The sequence below is a fragment of the Nitrosophilus labii genome (assembly GCF_014466985.1).
Taxonomy (GTDB): domain Bacteria; phylum Campylobacterota; class Campylobacteria; order Campylobacterales; family Nitratiruptoraceae; genus Nitrosophilus_A; species Nitrosophilus_A labii.
In genome coordinates, this window is record NZ_AP022826.1 from 810,103 (window position 1) to 830,659 (window position 20,557).

The window sequence follows — 20,557 nt, forward strand, 5'->3', positions numbered from 1 at the left end:
AAATTAGTTGAGTAGTTTTATAACCAATTCTTCTACTCAACTACTCATCCACTCAACAATTTAACAACTTAACCATCTAAATCTTCATTTCTTACAATCAAACTTTTTGGCAAACCAAATTTATCTATAATCTCTTTCTCTTTTTCTCTCATCTCTCCGTTATCTTTTTCATGATCATATCCTAAAAGATGTAAAAGGCCATGTATAAAAAGAAGTGCCAATTCCTCTTTGGGTGTATGTCCAAACTTTTGTGTAGCCTCTAAAACTTTATCTACAGATATTACAATTACTCCAAGCAAAGCTCCTGGTGTTTCTTCAAGAGGAAAACTTATAACGTCTGTTGGTTTATCTACATTTCTAAATTCATGATTTATAGCTTTTATTTCCGCATCGTCGGTTAAAATAAGTTCAATATCTCTGTTTGTTAGATTTTGCGCTATCTTTTCCAAAAAATCTATATCGAAATCGTAGTCTGTTCTATTATCTAAATCTATCATATTATCTCCCTAAAGTTTAAGTTATTTTAGCAGAAGTAGCTTTATTTAACTCTATTTAATAAAAAAAAATATAAAATTTATATAAAATATTGTAAAAACTTTGTAAAATATAAAAATAAATAAATAAAATAAAATGTGGAGAAAGGCTGTATATGAAATTTTTAAAAAATCTTACAATTAAAACAAAGCTTATTTTGCTTGTTGCAATATCTGTTTTAAGCGTAGTAATACTCTCTTATATTTTAATATATGAAAACTACAAGGATTACAAAATTAACAAAAATTTGAAAAATAGCGTTGTTTTATCAGTAAAAATTTCAAATATAGTTCATGAGTTGCAAAAAGAGCGTGGTAGAACGGCAGGTTTTCTAGGAAGCAAAGGAAAAAAGTTTGTTAATGAGATTAAAGAGCAAAGAGAGTTAACCAATATTAAAAAAGCAGAACTTATTTCTTTTATGAAGTCTAAAAATTTTAGTGAAATCGACAGTACTATAAAAAAAGAGTATAAAAAAGCTTTTGAACTTCTAAAAAAACTTGATAGTGTTAGAAAAGAAATCGATAATTTCTCTATAGATACGAAAGAGGCATTAAAATATTATACTACACTAAACGGATATTTTTTAGATACTATTGCCCTCATATCAAAAAAGAGTAACAATGCAGAATTGGCAAAAAAATTAATAGCGTACACTAATTTTCTTTTATCTAAAGAGAGAGCCGGGATAGAGAGGGCGGTTCTATCTAATACTTTTGCAAGAGAGAAGTTTTTAGAAGGTTTTTTTGTAAAATTTTTAACTCTTTTAAGCGAGCAGAAGGCATTTATAAAAAGTTTTGAAGTAGCAGCTCCAAAAGAGTTTATCGACTATTATAAGAGTAAAATAAAAGGAGATGTGATTCAAGAAGTTGAAAGAATGGAAAGGATTGCCATTGAAAAGGGTGATGTAGGAGGGTTTAATATAGAACCTTCGTATTGGTTCAAAAAAATTACCCAAAAAATCGATCTTTTAAAAGATGTTGAAAATTTTATGTCAAACAAATTACTTTTATATATATCAAGAACTATAGAAGTTAAGAAAAGAGTTTTGATAACACATACATTTTTTTCAATTGTAATTGTTATTATAATATTGATATTAGGTTATGTTATTGCAAATAGATCTATCAGTTTCAAGATTGTTAAAATAAAGGATATATTAAAAGAGATAGCCGAAAAAAAAGATTTTACAAAAAAAATTGAGATAGATACAGATGATGAGATTGGAATTATAGCAAAAAGTATAAACCAAACAATGAACTCTGCAAAAGAAGTTATAAATCAAGCAAAGATTGCGGCTCAAGAAGATGCTTCTATAGCAGCAGAACTAAGCTCAACTGCTATGGAAATAGGAAAGAGAGCCGAAGAAGAATCAACCATTGTCTCTTCTACCACACAAAAAGCAAATTATATGAAAGAACCTCTTGAAAATACCGTGAAAAGGCTTGATGAATCAAAGGAAGAGGTAAAAAAAGCCAATGAAAAACTTGATATTTCTAGAAACAGTATTCTCGAGTTAGTAAAAACAGTTCAAGATAGTTCGAAAAATGAAGAAAAAATAGTGCAAGATCTGGAAAAATTAATTGAGCGAACAAATGAGACTAAAAATGTATTAAATCTTATAGAGTCAATTGCTAGTCAGACAAATCTTTTAGCGTTAAACGCAGCTATAGAAGCGGCAAGAGCTGGAGAACACGGTAAAGGTTTTGCTGTTGTTGCCGAAGAAGTTAGAAATTTGGCCGAAAAATCTAGTGAGCATGTTGAAAATATTAGCGATACAATGAATAGGTTAATTGATAGTATAAATATAATAAGCGAAAAGATCTCATTAAATGCTAAAGAGTTTTCAAAGATGACTAAATCGGCTTCGATTGTTGAAAAAGATATTGATGAAGTATCTCATGTTATGCAAAATAGTGTAAAAAAATCTGAAGAGTCTTCTAAAAGTATAAAAGAAATAAGAATAGAAATAGAAAATATTTTAAACGAAATAGAAAGAATAAACGATATATCATCTTCAAACGCAAGAAGCGTGGAAGAGATAGCTACTGCAACGGAACATCTTTATAAACAGATAGAAGAGTTAAGCAACCTTCTTGAACAGTTTAAAACATGAAAATCGTAGCTATTGGAATCTCTACCGGCGGCCCCTCTATTATAGAAAAAGTTGCAAAAAGGATTGAAAAAGCGCAAAAAGGCTCAATTGTTATCTGTTTACATATGCAACCCGATATTTTAGAAAGTTTTGTCTCAAGAATCTCGGCTATAGCTAATTTGCCAATAGAAATTACAAAAGATAAGTTGGAGTTGCAAATAGGAAAAATATATATATGTACTGCTTTTAAAAACACTTTGTATAAAAATTATAATGGAAAAGAGATTTTTCAGCTTTCAAACTATCAAACCTTGTTTCAACCAAATATAGATATTTTTTTCGAATCATTAGCAGATAGAAAAAATGATGTACATAATATTTTGGGAATTATATTGACCGGGATAGGTGATGATGGTGTAAAAGGTCTAATGTCTTTAAAAAAAAGAGGTGCAGTTACGCTGGCCTCCAATAAAGAGAGTTCCGTAATTTACGGAATGCCTAAGAGGGCCAAAGAGATTGGTGCAACTTCTAAAGTCCTGTCACTAGATGAAATCATCAAAGAGATAGAAAGATTTTTAAATGAATAAATGCCTTGATGATATTTTGAAATTTTTTTACAAAAAAACCGGAATTGTTTTTGAAAACAAACTATACATTTTAGAAAATAAAATTGTTAAATTTTATAAACATATAAATTACAGCGATTGTAGAGATTTTTTAATGGCATTAAAAAATTCCGAGAAGCTTTTTCAAGATTTTGTAAATTTTTTGACCGTTTCTGAGAGTTTTTTTTTCAGAGAGAAAGGGCATTTTGATTTTGTTATTGAAGAGATTAAAAAAGATATAAAACAAAAATATAGATTTCTATCGATTCCTTGTTCTAGCGGTGAAGAACCATATACTATCTTAATATATTTGTTTGAAAACGATTTTAGAGATTTTGAGATTATGGGCGCCGATATAAATACAAAAGTTATAGAAGAGGCAAAAATAGGTATATATACGCAAAGAAGAGTGTTGTATGTTCCAAAAGATTTGTTAGAAAAATATTTTGAAAAAGTTGGTAAAAATTATATGTTTAAAGATATGTATAAAAAATATATCACTTTTAAATATTTAAATCTCTTTGATAAAAAAATATTCTCTCTTGGAAAATTTGATTTTATTTTTAGCAGAAATCTTTTTATCTATTTTGACGATCAAAGTAGAGAAGAAGCGCTTAAGATTTTTCACAAACTTTTACTGCCAGGTGGATATCTACTTTTAGGACACGCGGATATAATAAAACAAATGCCAGGATTTGAAAGAGTGAAGATACCTGGTTTGCAGATTTTAAAAAAAATCTGATAAAATCTCAAAAAAAATTAAGGTAGGATATGAAAAAAGCGGTTTGTATTATTAGCGGAGGTATGGATAGTGCGGTGGTGGCATATATAGCAAAAAACAAAGGGTATGAAATAATAGGTTTGCATTTTAACTATGGACAAAGAACCGAAAAAAAAGAGCTAGAATGTTTTGAAAAAATCTCAAAAGCCTTGAATGCAAAGATTTATGTTGTAGAATTACCGTTTTTTTCTCAAATAGGCGCTTCTGCGTTAATAGACAAAAATATTGCAGTACCTACAGATGGTTTGAAACCGGGAGTTCCGATTACATACGTTCCTTTTAGAAACGGTATATTTTTGAGTATTGCTGCGGCTGTTGCAGAAAAAGAGGCGGCCGAAGCTATTTACATAGGTGTTGTAGAAGAGGATAGTAGCGGTTATCCAGACTGCAGGGAAGAGTTTATAAAATCTATGGAGAGATCAATAAATCTAGGAATTAAAGAGGAAACTAAGATTAAACTAAAAACTCCTCTTGTTCATTTACGTAAAGAGGATATTGTCTCTAAGGCTATAGAGTTAGGGGTTCCTCTTGAATTTACATGGAGCTGTTATCAAGCCGAAGATGAAGCATGTGGGGTTTGTGATAGTTGTCGTTTAAGGTTAAAGGGTTTTAAAAAGGCTGGCATAAAAGATAAGATACCTTATAAAATTAGCAATTAAATTTATTAAATGTAGATCAGAAAAGTTACATTTTTGGCTTTGATTCTACTTTACGATTTATAAATTTCTAATCAGCCTCTCATCTGAAGATATTTTTTTAATCCAAGATTTGACCACTCTCTATTTTCTAACCAAAAAGGTTCGATTATATCCCAAACTTTTTTGAAATCATCACTCTTTTTAGATTGCTCTTTAATTACTTCAAAAAGAGCATTTTTTGCCGCATCTACAATCTCTTTTGGCCATTTTTTTAAAATTACGCCTCTACTTTTTAACTCTTTTAAAGCCTTAGCGTTTTGTGCTTGAAATTCGAAAACCATAGTGGAGTTTAGTTCATTGGCGCAAGATTCTATCAATTTTTTATGCTCATTTCCCAAGTTATCCCACACTTTTTTATTGAAAGTTAGTTCCAAAACGCTTCCGGGTTCATGAAAACCGCTATAGTAATATTTTGCAACTTTAAAAAATCCCATTTTTATATCTAAAGCAGGACCAACCCATTCGGTAGCGTCTATAGTACCTCTTTCCAGAGCGGTATAGATCTCTCCGGCAGGCAAAAGTATTGGATTAACTCCAAGTTTTGCCATAACCTCTCCGCCAAGACCCGGAATTCTCATCTTTAGACCTTTGAGGTCTGAGAGAGTTTTTATCTCTTTTCTAAACCATCCTCCCATTTGAACGTCTGTATTTCCTCCAAGCATCGGATAGAGATCATATTTTTTATATATCTCTCTCCAGATATCCAATCCTCCTCCAAACATCATCCATGCGCCCATCTCGTTTGCCGTAAATCCAAAAGGAAATCCTCCAAAAAGACTAAAAGCGGCATTTTTACCTTTCCAGTAGTAAGGACCTGAATGAAAAGCGTCTATCTGACCGCTGCTACATGCATCAAAAACTAGGAGTGCTGGAATGAGAATGTTTTTTGGGAAAACTTTTATCTCTATTTCTCCGTTACTTGCCTCGTTGACTCTTTTTGCAAATCTCTCTACGCCTTCTCCCATTATAGGAAAATTTGCCGGCCAGCTGGTACAGAGTTTAATCTCAATTTTTTTCTTTTTATTTATATTTATGGAAGAGTAGTTTTTCTCTTCTCTTTTACACCCCGAAATAAAAGAAGCCGTAGCTATAGCGGTAGTAGCGATAAAGGTTCTTCTTTTCATTTCAAATCCTTTTAATTTTCCATAACCTTCTATCTATTTAATACAGCGCGGCAATTACGGCAAAACAGATAAATAGCATTAGATGTGATATTCCCTCTATATAGTTGGTTTCACCATTATCGGTTGTTTTCCAAGCAAGAATTACCGTAAAAATCAAAGCACCAATCTGTAAAGAGTTAAAATCTAAAGTAAAATGAATACCGTTCATATAAGAAAGAGCCATCAATATAGGAACAGTCAACAAAATAGAAACCGTTGATGCTCCCATCGCTATGTTGATAACTCTTTGAATCTGATCATTTTTAGCAGCTTTTACGGCAGTGAAAATTTCTGGAGTAACGCTTATGATAGCTATGATTAAACCGGCTAAACCTGTAGATATACCAAGTTCTTTAAAAACCGGCATACCGTCGCTAGCAAAAATCTCTGCTATAAATCCAACCATCAGTATAAGAGCAAAAATAACTATAAAATTTATAAAGTTAGAGAATTTATCGAATATATAATTTTCCTCTTCTTCCTCTTCGTTGATTTTTCTTTTCATTCTCATAATCCTGCTTCTTGCAGTAGATTTAAAAAAATGAGAATGGGTTTTTGTCTGGAATATATATATAAAAATATAATATATTGCTAACATTATCGATATTATTATACTCGCTTCTGTAAGTTTTTTTTCCGCTTCGTTGGAAAACTGTAATACACTTGGAACTAAAAGTGCTAGTGCAGAAACAAATAAAATTGTAGTATAGGTACTCGACGTATCTTCATTGTGTTCTTGCTCTTTAAAAGCCAGACCTCCTACGAATACGGCAAGTCCTAAAAGTACGTTCATATCGACTATTACAGCAGAGATTATACCGCTTTTTACTGTTTCAAGCGTTTCAGGATCAGCATGTTCACCACTGCTTAGTATCATAAAAAGTAAAAGTATCTCAACCGCAACCGCACTAAAAGTCAAAACGAAACTACCGTAAGGCTCGCCTAATCTTTCGGCTAAGATTTCGGCAATCTCCGAAATTGTTACGGATAGTGCGCCTATTGAAATCGCTGCTAATATAGTGCTTACTAAAGGAAGGCCGTTTTTGTGAGCCAAAAAAGCTAATATACCAAAAAAAATACCTACGAAGATATCCCAATATGCGGAGAAAAACTCCATAAAACTCGACGAAGGTTTGTCAGAAGATTCCAATTTATAATACTCCTTAAAAAAGTGATTTGTATGTTTTTTTGATCTCTAAATCTTCAAGTTTTAGATCTTTCTTTGCTATAAGAGCAAAATTAAAATGTTCATTGTACAAAATTTCCTTTATTTTATCAAATCTTTTTTCAAATATAAACCCTTTTGTTTTTTTATCGCTTATATAAATTTTTTTAGCCCATTTAGCGTCGCTTTCCAAAAAACTCCTCTCTTTTTCCAAAAGTGTATAATCATTTTCGATTATTATTACTTTATCACTCTTTCCAAACTCTTTTAAAGAGAATCTATTATCTATAAAATAAGGCTTGAAATGGTCTAATTTTTCTATATTTTTTAAGTTAAATTCAACAAAGCGCTCTTCTAAAAGATTTAAAACTCTATTGAACTCTTCTATAAAAATAGGACTTATATAAACTCTTTCATAAAAAATATTGTCGTAAATAAAAGATGTTTCGAAAATATACGTTTTTATAATATTTACTTTTTTTGAGATTTTTGGCGTATTATAATCGAGCGATAACCTTTTTAAACTATCTGTATCGCTGATCAATATCAGTTTTACATCTTTTTTAAAAAAGTCGATTAAAGCTTTTATAAAATCTTTTTTTATAAAAAGTATATCTTTATCATTACTAAGCTCTTTTGCGATATTGTATTCAACAGAAGATAGTTTAAATATAGGTATCGATTTTTGTATGAGAAAAAATCTAAGAAGTTTTAATGCGGCAATTTCTATGTTTTCTACTTTTATCCAAGCGATTTCCGAGTCTGTTATCTGCGTCCAACCTTCAAATAAAACGGCATACGCTCCGTTTTGAACTGCTTGGTTTATATCCTTTTTATTTTTTGCGAAAAAAAGTTCCCCTCTTTTTATACTGTTTGAATCAAAAGAGAAACCTTTTATTTCCGATACGCAAGGAGAGCTTTTAAGCTCCCCGCCAATAAGATAAACAAGGTTTTCTATTCTCATTTAACAGGGGTGCCGGGTTTTTTTCGCTTCATAGGTGTTATTAAAGTGAGTCCATCCTCATCTTTTGCGGCCAAAATCATACCTTCGCTTAAAATATCCATCAATTTTGCGGGTTTTAAGTTGGCAACTACACAAACCTGTTTTTCAATCAACTCGTCAGGTGTAAAGTACTCTTTTATACCTGCAACTATCTGTCTTGGCCTATCTTCACCTAGATCTACTTTGAGTTTTAAAAGTTTTTTGCTTTTTGGAACCTCTTCGACCTCTTTTATTACCCCAACTTTTATAGATACTTTAAAAAAATCCTCTATAGTAATGATGCCTTCTATTTTTTTCTCTTTGTTATCTTTTTTCTCTTCTTTCTTTTTCTGCTCCTGCGGTTTTGATTCTTGCATCAAAGGTTCTTCTATTTTAGGAAACAGAGGAAGAATTTTTTTAATAATAGTCTCTTCTAAAAGCTGACAATTTGTGATAAATTTATCAAAATTCTCTTTTGTAATTTCAAATCCCAAAGCATCCGCAAGTTTAGAAGTAGTTTTAGGCATAACAGGATGTAAAAGCAGGGCGGTTTTTGTCAATATATTGGCTACTAGCGCTATGGTGGCCATAGCTTCGTCGTTCCTACCTTCTTTCATCTTACTCCAAGGAGCGTAGGTATCGATAGATTTATTGGCGATAGATAGGATTTTCCATAGCTCTTCAAGATATTTGTTCCATTTCATCTCTTTTACATATTTCTCTAAAGAGAGCGTGATCTCTTCAACCTCTTTTAATTCTTTTTCATGAAATTTTTTAACATTTTCGCTCTTTATTTTAAAATCGAAATATTTTCCGCTCATTCCAATAATTCTGTTTAGAAGATTGCCAAGATCGTTGCTTAAATCGCTATTTATTCTATCTATCAGAGCTTTTTGGCTAAAATCACCATCTTGACCAAAAGGAACTTCTCTTAGAAGAAAATATCTGAAATTTTCCAGTCCATACGCATCTGCAACGGTTTTTGGATCAACTACATTTCCTTTAGATTTGCTCATCTTTTCACCGTTTCTTGTCCACCAACCGTGAGCGGCTATGTGACACGGTAGTTCTAGTCCTAAACTCATTAAAAAGGCCGGCCAATATACTGCATGAAATCTGAGTATATCTTTTCCTACAAGATGATAGTTTGCAGGCCAATAATGCATAAGTTTTTCATCTGTTCCGAATCCCAAAGCTGTTATGTAGTTTAATAGGGCGTCAAGCCATACATACATAACATGTTTTGGATCGTTGATTGAAGAGGGTAGTTTAACGCCCCAATCAAAACTGGTTCTTGTGATGGAAAGATCGTTAAGTCCATCTTCTACAAATCTAATAACCTCATTTTTTTTAGACTTAGGTAAAATAGAGTCATCTACCTCTTTATACCATTTTAGCAGATCTTCTTGATATTTTGAGAGTCTAAAAAAGTAGCTCTCCTCTTTAACAATAGTTGTAACTTTTCCACAGTCAGGACAAAATTCACCTTCAATTAGTTGAGTTTCGGGAAAGAAGGCTTCGCAACTAATGCAGTAGTGTCCTTCATACTCCCCTTTGTATATATCACCTTTTTCGTACATAATTTCAAATGCTTTTTGAACACCTTTTATATGCTCTGAATCTGTCGTTCTTATAAATCTGTCGTAACTAATCTCAAATTGATCCCATAAATCTTTAAACTTTTTACTTATCTCATCAGCGTACTCTTTTGGAGATTTTCTTTTGGATTTTGCTGATTGCTCTATCTTTTGTCCATGCTCGTCAGTACCCGTCAAAAAAAACGTATCATAACCTCTTAGTCTAAAATATCTTGCTGCACTGTCTGCAATAATGGTAGTATATGCATGTCCGATATGCGGTACGTCGTTAACATAATAAATAGGTGTAGTTATGTACATCTTTTTACCCATAAAAATCCTTTCTTGCCTCTTTTAAAAATCTTCGATTAGAATATAAATATTTTAAACTAAAACTCAAACCCTCCGCCTTCACCTTTATTCATACTCTCATATACGGCGTTTACATATTCGTTTCTTGTTTTACAGCCTATTATTTCATTGCATTTTAAACAGCTATCAATACTTTTTTCTTGCTGACATTTTTTTAAAATTTCTAGTTTTTCTAACAAGGCTTTTTTAAATTTATCTATCTGAGTCTCTTTAGTCAATTTTTAACCTTTTATATCATAATACTCTTTTACTCTATCTATCTCATATTTTGAGCCGAAAAAACATGGAGTAGTATCGTGAACGTTATCTATTTTGAGGTTGAGAAGTCTCTCTCCTTTTTCGTTTATTGCAAATCCACCGGCTTTTTCAAATATATTTGCAAAAGGTAATACCTCAAAAACTTTTCTTAGTTTTCCATTTGGCTTATCTTTTGTTCCGGGATAACTAAAAAGTCCTCCACCCTTTACTAAAACCTGATGAAGGTCCGGTACCATTCCTCCAGAATATCTAAGCCTATAACCCTCTTTGAAAAGAGAGTCTATCATAGATTTATGATAGTCGTACCACTCTTTTTGAGTACCTCCGGGTGCATTTATTTTACCTTTGTTAGCTAGCCTAATCTCTTCCATAAAATGAAACTCTCCATCTCTTAGAATAAATCTTTCAACTTTTACTGTGGCTATGACAAGCTCTACTCTCGGACCGTAAACAATATATGCAGAAGCTACCAAATCTTTTCCGTTAAAACCGTTTTCATAAATACCAAATATGGAACCAACACTTAGATTTACGTCAATAAGACTACTTCCATCTAAAGGATCATAGCCTATAAGATATTTTCCGTTTTCATTTATAAGAAGTGGCTCGGTTTTCTCTTCACTTGCCAAAATTTTAACGGAGTTAATTTTTGATAACTCTTCTTCTATTACTTCGTCACTTTTAACATCTAGTTTTAGTTGTTTTTCACCAGAACAATTTTCACCTTCACAGTAACCGAGTTCTTCAAAATTTATCGCTTCGTGAACTCTTTTTGCACCTCTTTTTATCGCTTCAAAAATCTCATGCATAGCTACACCTCTTTTGCGTTTTTAAATATCCAATCTATAATCGAATCAATATCGTTAAGATCCAAAATATCTATATTTTTAGGAATACTCTTTTTATCAATGTTATTGTCTATTGCAACCGCTTTTATGAAACCAAAATAGCTTTCGTCTATTTTTTCTCTAAATATAGCAATTCTAGGCAAAGGGAGAGTTTTTAACCCCTCTACTATCATTATTTCAAAATCATTTACCATATTTATAATATCTTCCAACTCTTTTTTTCTATGGGAAAAATAGGTAGTTCTTGTAGGTGAAGTTACTACAACTTCCGCCCCGGTTTTATAAAACTTGTAACTATCTTTCCCTTCTATATCAAATTTGGCTTTATCTTTTGGGTCATTTTTTACTATAACGATTTTATACTTGTTTATGAGTTTTTTCGCTATCTTTTCAATAGCTGTTGTTTTACCACTGTTAGAAGGGCCGGTAAAAGCTACGGCGATTCTCATCGATTACCTTTGATAATATAATTTGTTTATAGATTAATATTAAGTTAAAACTTTTAAGTGGTTAAGCAGCCACTCAACCAAAATCTGTTGTGATTTTACCAAAATATAGATAAAAGGCAGTTAAGGTGGGTTTTTGTATAATTGGATGAAAAGAATTTAAATATTTTTAAAGGCTGTATATGAGAAAAATTTTTTTGATAGTAACTTTAACGGCTCTATTTTTATTTAATGGATGCGGATATAAAAACGGTTTTGCGTTTTTTAGCAAAGACAAACCCTACGAAAAGGCTATTTCATATACAAAAAAAGGTGAAATTGTAGTTTCTATGGAAAATAAAGCTTTTATTATCGCAACTTATCTAAATCCAATATATAAAAGATATGAGGATGGAGACTATTTTTTTGTTAGAGTTTATATATCCAACGATTTTGAGGACGATAAAAAAAACGGTCTTCTCAATCCAAAGTACCATCTGCTTTTAAACGATCAAGAACCAACCATGATAAAAGAGTTGTCAAGAGAGGATATTTTGACAAAAGAGATGCCTATGGTAAAACCTTGGTATAAAATCTATCTCGTCAAATTTCCAAAAGATAGCGGGGTTAAAAAGCTCCACTTTAAAAGCGATGATTACGGTCAAACGGTACTAATTTTTCAATAAGAGAGTGTAGATTCTCTTTAACACCCAAAATCTTACAATAGATCACATAATTTGCCAAAACTTTTTTGCCGTACTTTCTTGATTCAGGATATGGAACAAGTTCCATTCCCAAAAAAGGTTCAAACTTATTTTCATCGAAAATATCAGTTTTTACAATTTTTCTTTTTGTAAAACCGATCCCACCATTATAAGCGTAAGCAATCAAAAGAGGATGTTTTAGTTTTCTTTTTAAAAATTTTATATGATGCAAGGCAAAATCGAGGTTTATTTTAGGTTCAAACATAAGATCTAGATCAAAACCATCTATATTTTTTTCTTTTGCTATGGCTTTTGCTAAAAAAGGCATTATCTGCATTGTACCTAATGCAAATGAAGTAGAGATACTTGAAGGTATAAATCTGCTTTCTTGTCTAGCTAAAGCGTATATCAAAGCTCTATCTTTTTTATCTACCCCTTTTAAATAACTCTCGAATGGAGTTATGTAAGGATGAATTTTGTATTTATAATATCTCTCCATTAAAAAAGCATACACCGGAAGAAGATTTTTGCTTCTAAAATTAAAAGCGAATCTTTTTAGCTCCTCCTCTTTTAAACTCTTTGTTTTATTTAAAATTTCTAGCCAAACGAAGGGATCTTTTATATTGATATCGTTGCTATTATTTTCAAAATCAAAAGTGACAAAATTATCGATTTTTTTGTGAAGTCTCTCTTTAGCGTAAATAGAGTAGATATTAATATCTTTTGATTCGGTAAGTTTTTCTAAAATTTTTGGATTTTTTGTTATAAGGTATAACCAAAAAAGAGCTTTATCTTTATCGAAAGTATAGTATGCTTTATTATAAGAGTATATTAAAAACCTTTTAGCTATCTCGTATTTTGAATATCTAATGGCATTAATCGCTATCAAAAAAGATGAATAAGCACTTAAATCTTGAGTAGAGATATCAAAAAAGGAAAAATGAATTTTTTTTAATTTAGGATTGGTTATTGCGATATTTACAAAAGTGTCAAAACCTTTTTTATTTTTGATTTTTTCCAAAAAATATGTCGGTATTGTGTAGTTAAGGTGTTTTTCACGAAATTTATCTCCTACTTGGTTAAAAATGTTAAAAAATATATATTCATTATTTAAAAGTATAAAAAAAGGGTATTTGGAAGACAAAACAGTGAAAATTTTATAAGTTTTTTCGAACTTTTTTACTTTTTTTGCTATTTTTTTTCTCTCTTCCAAGTCTAAAGATACAAATTTATAGGGACTCATCCCCGCAGCAATACACTCCGCGTTTTCTTTTATATACTCTTTAGGTTTTAGTTTCATACATCTAGCGATCTCTTTTATATATTTATCATCGCTTTTTTTTGCAAATCTAAGAAAGATTTTTCTATTTACGTTTTTTGTTTGATAGAAGGCTTTATTGGCTTCATTGGAAGTGATATTTTGATCTAAAAAACGCCATATATAGTAATCTTTGGCAACAGATGTGGGCTTTTGCGTTATAAAATCTAATGTTACCTCTTTTGAAAATAGCAAAAGAGGTAACATTAAAATCAGTTTTTTCATTGCAATGAGTATGCTAGCTGAAAAAGAAGTTTAACCAAAAAGAGATCTATAAACTGCAATACGATAATAACGATTAGAGGTGCAAGATCGATACCCCCGATAACTGTAGGTATATATTTTCTTATAAAATAGTAAACTGGTTCGGTGAGTCTATAGAGTGTTTGAACTATAGGATTGTAAGGATCCGGTCGTACCCAGCTTATAAGCGCGGCTATAATAACAACCCATATATAGATATTGATTACCATATGTAAAATGTTAGCGACAGCTTCTAAAAGTGTGGAAATAACTATCATCTTACTACCTCATTTATGAATTTTCTTAAAATCGGATACAAAAGCGAAATTTCCGGTCCGTGCTCCTGGCCGGTTAAGAGTAGTCTTAATGGTTTGAAAAACTTTTTACCTTTCAATCCGCTTTCTTGCATCAACATTTTTTTGAACTCATCAAACTTTTTTATATTACTATAATCTTTTATCAACTTTTTTAAAACTTCAACCTCTTTTTCATACTCGGATGGAATCTCTTTTTTAGAAAAAATCTTTTCTATCTTAGGCTTTAGCTCTTTTAAAGTACTTGCCTCTTCAATATATATTTTAGCAAGTTTTCCTATATTTTCATCATCATAACCCAAAAGTTTGGCTAAGATTTTATCATCTAATATTTTAATATGCGCTCTATTTATAAATCTTAGTTTATCTAAATCAAATTTGGCGCTGTTTTTTGATAGATTTTTAAGATCGAACCAATCTATAGCCTCTTGCATAGTAAATATCTCTTTTGGAGTTTTGTTACCCAGAAGTATGAGATAGTTTGCGATCGCTTGTGGCAAAAAACCTTCTTCCAAAAGCCATTTTACACTTGAGGCCTTATCCCGTTTGCTCATCTTTTTGCCCTCTTCATTTAAAATTATTGGAAGATGGCAATAATCTATATCTTTCGTGTATCCTAAAAGCTCTCTTATGTGTATCTGCTTTGGAGTATTTGATAGATGATCTTCTCCTCTTATGATTAAAGATACATCATGAAGCATATCATCTATCGAACATGCAAAATTGTAAGTCGGTCTTTCATCTGCTCTTAAAATAACAAAAGAGTCCACTTCATTTGGCTCAAAAGCCATTTTTCCTTTTAAAATATCATTAAACTCAATCCTTTTTTGGGGTTTTTTGATTCTGACTACAAAAGGTTCTGCTTTTTTAGATGCTTCTTCAATAGTGATCTCTTCACATTTTCCGCTATATCTATAGGCAATTTTTGTTTTTTTTGCCTTTTCTCTCTCTTTTTCAAGTTCCTCTTTGGTACAAAAACATGCAAAGGCTTTTTTGTCCTGCAAAAGTTTATATGCAAAATTTTGATGAAAGGTGATGTTTTTACTTTGATATAGAAGTTCGTCATACTCAATATCGAATTTTTTCAAGATTTCTAGTATCTCTTTATCTTTTCCATCTATATTTCTTTCAATATCGGTATCTTCGATTCTAACCAAAAATCTCTCTTGTTTTTGTTTCGCAACTATATAGTTGAAAATAGCGACTCTTAAATTTCCTATATGCATATCGCCTGTCGGGCTTGGAGCAAATCTAAGCATAATTCTCCTTGTTTAAATTTATAGAGTATTTCATAACTCCACACTAATTGAGTGTTCTGAATAAATAGCAAATTTCGCTCAAGCAAGTTATCATTTTTGCTTTCGGCAACGCTTGAAAATTTTATTAAAAAGTGCGAACGGGAGGAGCGTTAAGCCAGCACAAACTGCTTTGCGTTGGTAGCTCCGCACGGCGAGGCGTTTATGCAAACTTGCATAGCCTACGCCAGGGGAGCGCCCCTTCGGGGTTGAGCGCACTTTTTTGCTCTTATGACCAACATAAAATTTTCAAGCTAAAATGATAAAGCTTTCGCTTAATTTCTATTTATTCAGAGGGTTCAATTAACAAATAAGTTTTGGGATTTTATCCAATTTTTGGTATATTTATCATAAAAATAATAAGGAGTGGCTTTTTTTGAGAAGAGTAAGAAAAAGAGTAATAAGCAACATCATCTCAAAGAGTTTCGGAAAATTTGCTAGTCACAGATTTCATCCTGCTCTTCAAAAATTTATTAACAGATCGTATGTTAAATTTTTAAAATTGGATATGAAAGAGTTTAAAAAAGCTGAAGAGTATAAAACTCTTAATGAGCTTTTTACTAGAGAGCTTATTAACCAAAGAGACATAGATATAGATCAAAAATCGGTTGTATCTCCTACAGATTCGCTTATAACAGAATGCGGAAAACTCCAAAAAGATAGACTTTTTCAGATAAAAGGTATGGAGTATTGTGTTGACTCTTTGTTATTGGAGTGTGACGAAAAGAGTAAAAAAAGAGTTTATAACGGTGAATTTATAAATTTTTATCTCTCTCCAAGAGATTATCATAGGTACCACATGCCTTATGATCTTCAGATAAAAAAAGTGATTCATATTCCAGGTAAGCTCTATCCGGTTAACCTTAGATATCTTAGAAAAAAGATAAATCTTTTCATAGAAAACGAAAGGGTTATTTTAGAGTGCTATACAAAAGATTCTAAATTGCTTTATATCGTTTTGGTAGGCGCTTTGAATGTAGGACAGATGACTTTGGTTTTTGAAAGTAGGATAGAGACAAACAAAAATAGAGAAATTTCTGTTTATGAGTATGAAAATCTTTGGATGAATAAAGGCGAACTTCTAGGATATTTCAAGATGGGTTCGACGGTAGTGATGCTTTTTGAAAAAGATAGTGTAAAATTAGAAATAGTTGCAGGCCAAAAAGTAAAGTTCGGCGATAAAGTGGCCGAATTTTACTAAGCAGATATCAAAATTTAATAAAAGGATTATTATGGAAAAAGAGGATATTTTAGTAGTTGAAGCTGAGATTTTACCGGATGGACTTGGGAGCTGGGTTATAAAGGCTATAAATAAAGAGACGGGAGAAGAGAGATTTTGTAAAACGATAGAAGATTATAACGCATTTTTAAACGAATGTGTATATTCTACCCAAAAAGATAATTTTCAAGCCGTATGGAACGAATCTCCAAAAGCAACTCCGGAAATGATAGCAGATGTTAGGCAGAAGTTGATGAAGTTTTATGATCAAATAAATCAAGTTGAACAATAATTAGTATATTAGTGTATTGGTGTATTTGATGTAAACAAACATTAACGATACATCAATATACTATTTGTTTTCCACCTAAAAATTAAACAAACTTTCGTTTTACTGAGTTAACTATTTCATAGCTTTGCAATAGAAATTGAAATTGCAAGACACTTTAGTAAAACTTATAACTCCAAACATTAAAAAAATCATGAAAATACCGAAATTATCACAATAAGGAGTTTTTCTTTTTTTTAATGCTTATAAAAAATCATATACTTTTAAGAATCTATATGATATAAAATTTGTATGAAGATAAATCGCGCATTTTTAGTAAAGAATATAAAAGAAATCAGTACAGAGATAGATAAAGAGTATAGCGACGTACTTCTTTCAAATAAGAGTATAGAGCTATTAGAAAAGTTTTTTCAAAAAAATGGTGCTGAGGAGTTACGGGAGTTTGGAAAATATTGTGCGATACAAGAGATCCCTTATTTGGAGCTTAATTTTATCATCGAAGATCTTTTTAAGCGGGTATATATAGAATATAACGAGTATATTGATCACATCGCATATGGTTATTTACATATAAAACTGCAAAATGACGCCAAATATTTTGAGATAAAAGTTCAAAAGATATTCGTCGCGACGATAAATAAAGTACGTGATACCATTAATTTGCATATATACTGGATACTTGAGTTTATCTCTTCCGTTACTAACAATACCAAACCGCCGCAGATGGATGAAACCCAGTGCCATCTTGGATGCTGGATTGAAAAAATGAGCGAAGAGTTTGATACAAAAGAGATTCGAGAGCAGCATCACAACCTACATACTTTAGCGAAACATGCTTATATATCTTACCAAAAAGGGGCTTTTCACAGATTTTTGTTACTCTATATAGATATGATCTACTATAGTGCGATTATACGCCAAAATATTTTACAATACTTTACGGAAGAGGAGCTTATATCTATCACTATAGATGTTCTAACACACCTTCCTAACCGTTTTACCCTACAAAGCGACGTAAAAAATCTTGATGCGAGTATGAGCATTTTTTTGTTCAATATTAAAGATTTTTCAAAAATTAATCTAATGTTTGGTCAAAGAACGGGCGATAAAGTTATAAAAAGTGTTGCTCAAGTATTGTTGCAATGTAAAGAGTGTCAAAAAGTTTATCGTATATACGGAGACGAGTTTGGCGTATTGCTAAAAAATGAGAACGTATATGAATCTATTCAAAAACTTGTCAATATTCTCGAGAGCCAACCTTATCCGAAAGATACGAAACTCGTAAACATCACTATTTATGGATCATACGCAAAAGTAGGCGAACATCTGCTTGAGAAAGCGGAGTTCGGTATCATATACGGCAAACAAAACTCAAACAAAATTACAAACGTTGATAGATTCACACGTGAAGAGATGCTTGAATACGCAAAGAACCTTCAGCTCTCGCAACGCTTGCAACTTGCTTTTGCTAGTAATAAGATCTATCCATATTATCAACCAATTTTTAATATCGATACGGGTAGGATTGAAAAATATGAAGTGCTTTTGCGGGTTGAAGACTTAAGCGGTAGAATTATGTCTCCATCGGAATTTTTGGATGTGCTTAAAAATATGTTTATCTATCCTGAAGTTACAAAAATGGTATTAATCAAAGCGTTTGACAAATTCAAAGATAAACCATACGAGTTTAGCGTCAACTTGTCCTTTCGTGACATTATCAATGAAGAGACTAGCCATATGATAGAAAATATCATACAAAACAATCCTCAAACCACCAAACGGCTTACTATCGAGTTGCTTGAGTACGAAGCGATCCTCAACTTTTCTAAAGTTTCACAGTTTATTGAAAAAGTAAGGAGTTATGGTGTTAAGATAGCGCTGGATGATTTTGGTGCCGGGTATTCAAACTTTATCAATATTTTTAAACTCAATATCGACTTTATCAAGATAGACGGTTCAATTATTCAAAACATTTTAATCGATAAAAAATCGAAAGTACTTGTAATATCGATACAAAATATTGCGGAAGAGATAGGCGCAAAAACCATAGCGGAATTTGTTTCAAGCGAACGGATATTTGAGGCCGTCAAACTATTTGGAGTGAACTATGCACAAGGTTATTTCATAGGAGAGCCTAAGGCAGATTTGCAATAGATATATTAAGTTTTAGTTTGGAACTTTGTTTTGGTCTAAATAAGTATGTGACGAGGTATAGCTATAACTACTTCATTATGATATTAAAAATCGCAAATTGCTAAAGATGTCCAAATTTTAATACAACAAATTTCTTGATATTCCCTAATCAAGCTACATTAAATCCGGATTTCCAATAAGTAAAAGCACTACTATAATAAATTCTATTACAAAACCCGGTTTTAAACTATTTTCAAAAGATAATGAAATGATTATCAAGATTAAGAAAAAGGTAAGTTTTCTTTTTGTATTATTTCAAAAATTGATTTATAGGATTTGTTATGAAAAGGGTATTTGTAGCTGTCGCTCTTTTTGCGGCTGTAAATATTGTTGCAGAGACATCTTTAAGAACAAAGTTGGGTGAAAATACGCCTCTAGAACATACAAAAAGTGAAATTAGATTTGGATACATTTATCAAGATAATAGAGACAAATATGATACAAAAGCTTTAGGATTTGGCGGTCATTTACATATTTATACAAAAGAGTTTTACGGCTTTAGCGCAGTTTCAAGTTTTTATGCGGTAGGAGATTTTGGACTAAATCCTTCTTTGGATGAAACAAACGAAAATCTATTGGGTTCAAAAAAGAGAGGAGCGGCTTTTGTAAGTGAAGCCTATGTGAAGTATCATTTTGGAAAATCAGTTTTAAAGGCTGGAAGAATGATGGTGGATACTCCACATGCTGATAGTGACGATATTATGATGATTCCAAATTTTTTTCAAGGTGTTTGTTTTAAGAGTTACTTTTATAAAGATATTGAAATAACATTTGCAAAACTTGACAAAATGGCTGGATGGGAGAACGGTATTGATGCTTCAAAATTTGTTAATATCAGTGAAGTTATTGGAGTAGAAAAAAGAACTGACGGTATGGCTTTAGCTTCGATAGAGTATGAAAAGGGATATAAAAATATATCTATTTGGTTTTATAAAATTTATGATATTGCTGATGATTATTTTATAACTGCCGGCAACTCTTTTTTGTACAAAGATTTAGAGTTTTATCTTGCTTTTCAGCTAGATAGGGCAATAAACAGTGGAGACTCATTACTTGGTAAAATAGATACGAAAACTTTTGGAGTTCTAACTGAACTTTTTGTAAAAGATGTTAAAATTCAATGGGCATATAATGAAGAGCTTGGTTCAACAAAAAGTTTTTTTAGTTTAGGTGGAGGTCCTTTTTTTACCTCGCTGGAAGAACAAACAATAGACTCTATTCAAGCTAAAAACGCAAAGAGCTATACTTTGGGCGTAGAATACTATTTTAACGAAGATATAACGATAGGAGTTGCGAGAGGCGTTTTTAAAGCCGGCAATGAAGAAGAGTTTTATACTATAGAGAATGACATTTATGTGGAAGCTACGCTCAAGGATGATATAAATTTACAATTTGTTTGCGCTTTTATCGATGATCAAATAGATTCAAGAAATGATCACAATATTTTTAGAGTAGTTTTGAAAAAGAGTTTCAGGAGATGAG

The 20,557-nt window shown here is 31.5% G+C and carries 20 protein-coding genes; 9 read left to right on the forward strand and 11 right to left on the reverse strand.

The features are described 5' to 3' along the window. Positions 1–68 precede the first annotated feature (68 nt). A complete protein-coding gene (gene ybeY / locus NIL_RS04135; protein ID WP_187648349.1) occupies positions 69–497 on the reverse strand; it encodes an rRNA maturation RNase YbeY in 429 nt (142 codons plus the stop codon). A gap of 152 nt (positions 498–649) precedes the next feature. Between ybeY and NIL_RS04140 the strand changes: the two genes are divergently transcribed. Genes NIL_RS04140 through queC form a run of 4 tightly spaced genes read left to right on the forward strand, consistent with a single transcriptional unit; the run spans position 650 to position 4,671 of the window. Further along, a complete protein-coding gene (locus NIL_RS04140) occupies positions 650–2,647 on the forward strand; it encodes a methyl-accepting chemotaxis protein (protein ID WP_187648350.1) in 1,998 nt (665 codons plus the stop codon). After that, positions 2,644–3,213, forward strand: a complete 570-nt coding sequence (locus NIL_RS04145) for a CheB methylesterase domain-containing protein (RefSeq protein ID WP_187648351.1) — start codon at positions 2,644–2,646, stop codon at positions 3,211–3,213. Before NIL_RS04140 ends, NIL_RS04145 begins: the two co-directional genes overlap by 4 nt. Next, complete coding sequence (locus tag NIL_RS04150; protein WP_187648352.1) at positions 3,206–3,973, forward strand: CheR family methyltransferase; 768 nt, start codon at positions 3,206–3,208, stop codon at positions 3,971–3,973. Before NIL_RS04145 ends, NIL_RS04150 begins: the two co-directional genes overlap by 8 nt. 29 nt (positions 3,974–4,002) lie before the next feature. Next, entirely contained in the window at positions 4,003–4,671 is a 669-nt protein-coding gene (queC, locus tag NIL_RS04155; protein ID WP_187648353.1) for a 7-cyano-7-deazaguanine synthase QueC, read from the forward strand. Positions 4,672–4,742: 71 nt separating this feature from the next. Here queC and NIL_RS04160 read toward each other — a convergent pair whose 3' ends face one another. The 7 genes from NIL_RS04160 to mobB are packed head-to-tail and all read right to left on the reverse strand — an operon-like array spanning position 4,743 to position 11,524. Further along, positions 4,743–5,834, reverse strand: coding sequence for a TRAP transporter substrate-binding protein (locus NIL_RS04160; RefSeq protein ID WP_187648354.1), 1,092 nt, complete (start codon positions 5,832–5,834; stop codon positions 4,743–4,745). 37 nt (positions 5,835–5,871) lie between these two features. Beyond that, positions 5,872–7,023: a calcium:cation antiporter gene (locus tag NIL_RS04165; RefSeq protein WP_246434466.1), complete on the reverse strand. Its 1,152-nt coding sequence runs from the start codon at positions 7,021–7,023 to the stop codon at positions 5,872–5,874. Between the two features lie 13 nt (positions 7,024–7,036). Next, on the reverse strand, positions 7,037–8,002 hold the full coding sequence (locus NIL_RS04170) for a UDP-N-acetylmuramoyl-tripeptide--D-alanyl-D-alanine ligase (RefSeq protein WP_187648355.1): 966 nt from the start codon (positions 8,000–8,002) through the stop codon (positions 7,037–7,039). Continuing rightward, positions 7,999–9,930, reverse strand: coding sequence for a methionine--tRNA ligase (gene metG / locus NIL_RS04175; RefSeq protein ID WP_187648356.1), 1,932 nt, complete (start codon positions 9,928–9,930; stop codon positions 7,999–8,001). The genes NIL_RS04170 and metG overlap by 4 nt, the downstream gene beginning before the upstream one ends. Positions 9,931–9,986: 56 nt before the next feature. Continuing rightward, positions 9,987–10,187: a hypothetical protein gene (locus NIL_RS04180; RefSeq protein WP_187648357.1), complete on the reverse strand. Its 201-nt coding sequence runs from the start codon at positions 10,185–10,187 to the stop codon at positions 9,987–9,989. Between the two features lie 3 nt (positions 10,188–10,190). Then, a complete protein-coding gene (locus tag NIL_RS04185) occupies positions 10,191–11,036 on the reverse strand; it encodes a class 1 fructose-bisphosphatase (RefSeq protein ID WP_187648358.1) in 846 nt (281 codons plus the stop codon). Positions 11,037–11,038: 2 nt separating this feature from the next. Then, positions 11,039–11,524 carry a molybdopterin-guanine dinucleotide biosynthesis protein B gene (gene mobB, locus NIL_RS04190; RefSeq protein ID WP_187648359.1) on the reverse strand — a complete coding sequence of 162 codons (486 nt, stop codon included), beginning with the start codon at positions 11,522–11,524 and terminating at the stop codon, positions 11,039–11,041. Positions 11,525–11,703: 179 nt separating this feature from the next. Here mobB and NIL_RS04195 point away from each other — a divergent pair, with 179 nt between their 5' ends. Continuing rightward, the gene (locus NIL_RS04195) at positions 11,704–12,186 is read left to right on the forward strand and encodes a hypothetical protein (protein WP_187648360.1); all 483 of its coding nucleotides are present in this window, start codon (positions 11,704–11,706) and stop codon (positions 12,184–12,186) included. Here the strand turns inward: NIL_RS04195 and NIL_RS04200 are convergent. Genes NIL_RS04200 through gltX form a run of 3 tightly spaced genes read right to left on the reverse strand, consistent with a single transcriptional unit; the run spans position 12,143 to position 15,338 of the window. Further along, positions 12,143–13,747 carry a lytic transglycosylase domain-containing protein gene (locus NIL_RS04200; RefSeq protein WP_187648361.1) on the reverse strand — a complete coding sequence of 535 codons (1,605 nt, stop codon included), beginning with the start codon at positions 13,745–13,747 and terminating at the stop codon, positions 12,143–12,145. The genes NIL_RS04195 and NIL_RS04200 overlap by 44 nt on opposite strands. Next, positions 13,744–14,043 (reverse strand): YggT family protein, encoded by a 300-nt coding sequence (locus tag NIL_RS04205; protein ID WP_246434467.1) that lies wholly within the window; start codon positions 14,041–14,043, stop codon positions 13,744–13,746. The genes NIL_RS04200 and NIL_RS04205 overlap by 4 nt, the downstream gene beginning before the upstream one ends. After that, positions 14,040–15,338, reverse strand: coding sequence for a glutamate--tRNA ligase (gene gltX / locus NIL_RS04210; protein ID WP_187648362.1), 1,299 nt, complete (start codon positions 15,336–15,338; stop codon positions 14,040–14,042). Before gltX ends, NIL_RS04205 begins: the two co-directional genes overlap by 4 nt. A 412-nt stretch (positions 15,339–15,750) precedes the next feature. Here gltX and NIL_RS04215 point away from each other — a divergent pair, with 412 nt between their 5' ends. The 4 genes from NIL_RS04215 (at position 15,751) to NIL_RS04230 (ending at position 20,556) form a co-directional block, all read left to right on the forward strand. After that, positions 15,751–16,575 (forward strand): phosphatidylserine decarboxylase, encoded by an 825-nt coding sequence (locus NIL_RS04215; RefSeq protein ID WP_187648363.1) that lies wholly within the window; start codon positions 15,751–15,753, stop codon positions 16,573–16,575. A gap of 31 nt (positions 16,576–16,606) precedes the next feature. Next, the gene (locus tag NIL_RS04220; protein ID WP_187648364.1) at positions 16,607–16,885 is read left to right on the forward strand and encodes a hypothetical protein; all 279 of its coding nucleotides are present in this window, start codon (positions 16,607–16,609) and stop codon (positions 16,883–16,885) included. A gap of 288 nt (positions 16,886–17,173) precedes the next feature. Then, positions 17,174–19,036, forward strand: coding sequence for an EAL domain-containing protein (locus NIL_RS04225; RefSeq protein ID WP_187648365.1), 1,863 nt, complete (start codon positions 17,174–17,176; stop codon positions 19,034–19,036). A gap of 320 nt (positions 19,037–19,356) precedes the next feature. Beyond that, positions 19,357–20,556 carry an OprD family outer membrane porin gene (locus NIL_RS04230; protein WP_187648366.1) on the forward strand — a complete coding sequence of 400 codons (1,200 nt, stop codon included), beginning with the start codon at positions 19,357–19,359 and terminating at the stop codon, positions 20,554–20,556. The last annotated feature ends 1 nt before the right edge of the window (position 20,557 follow it).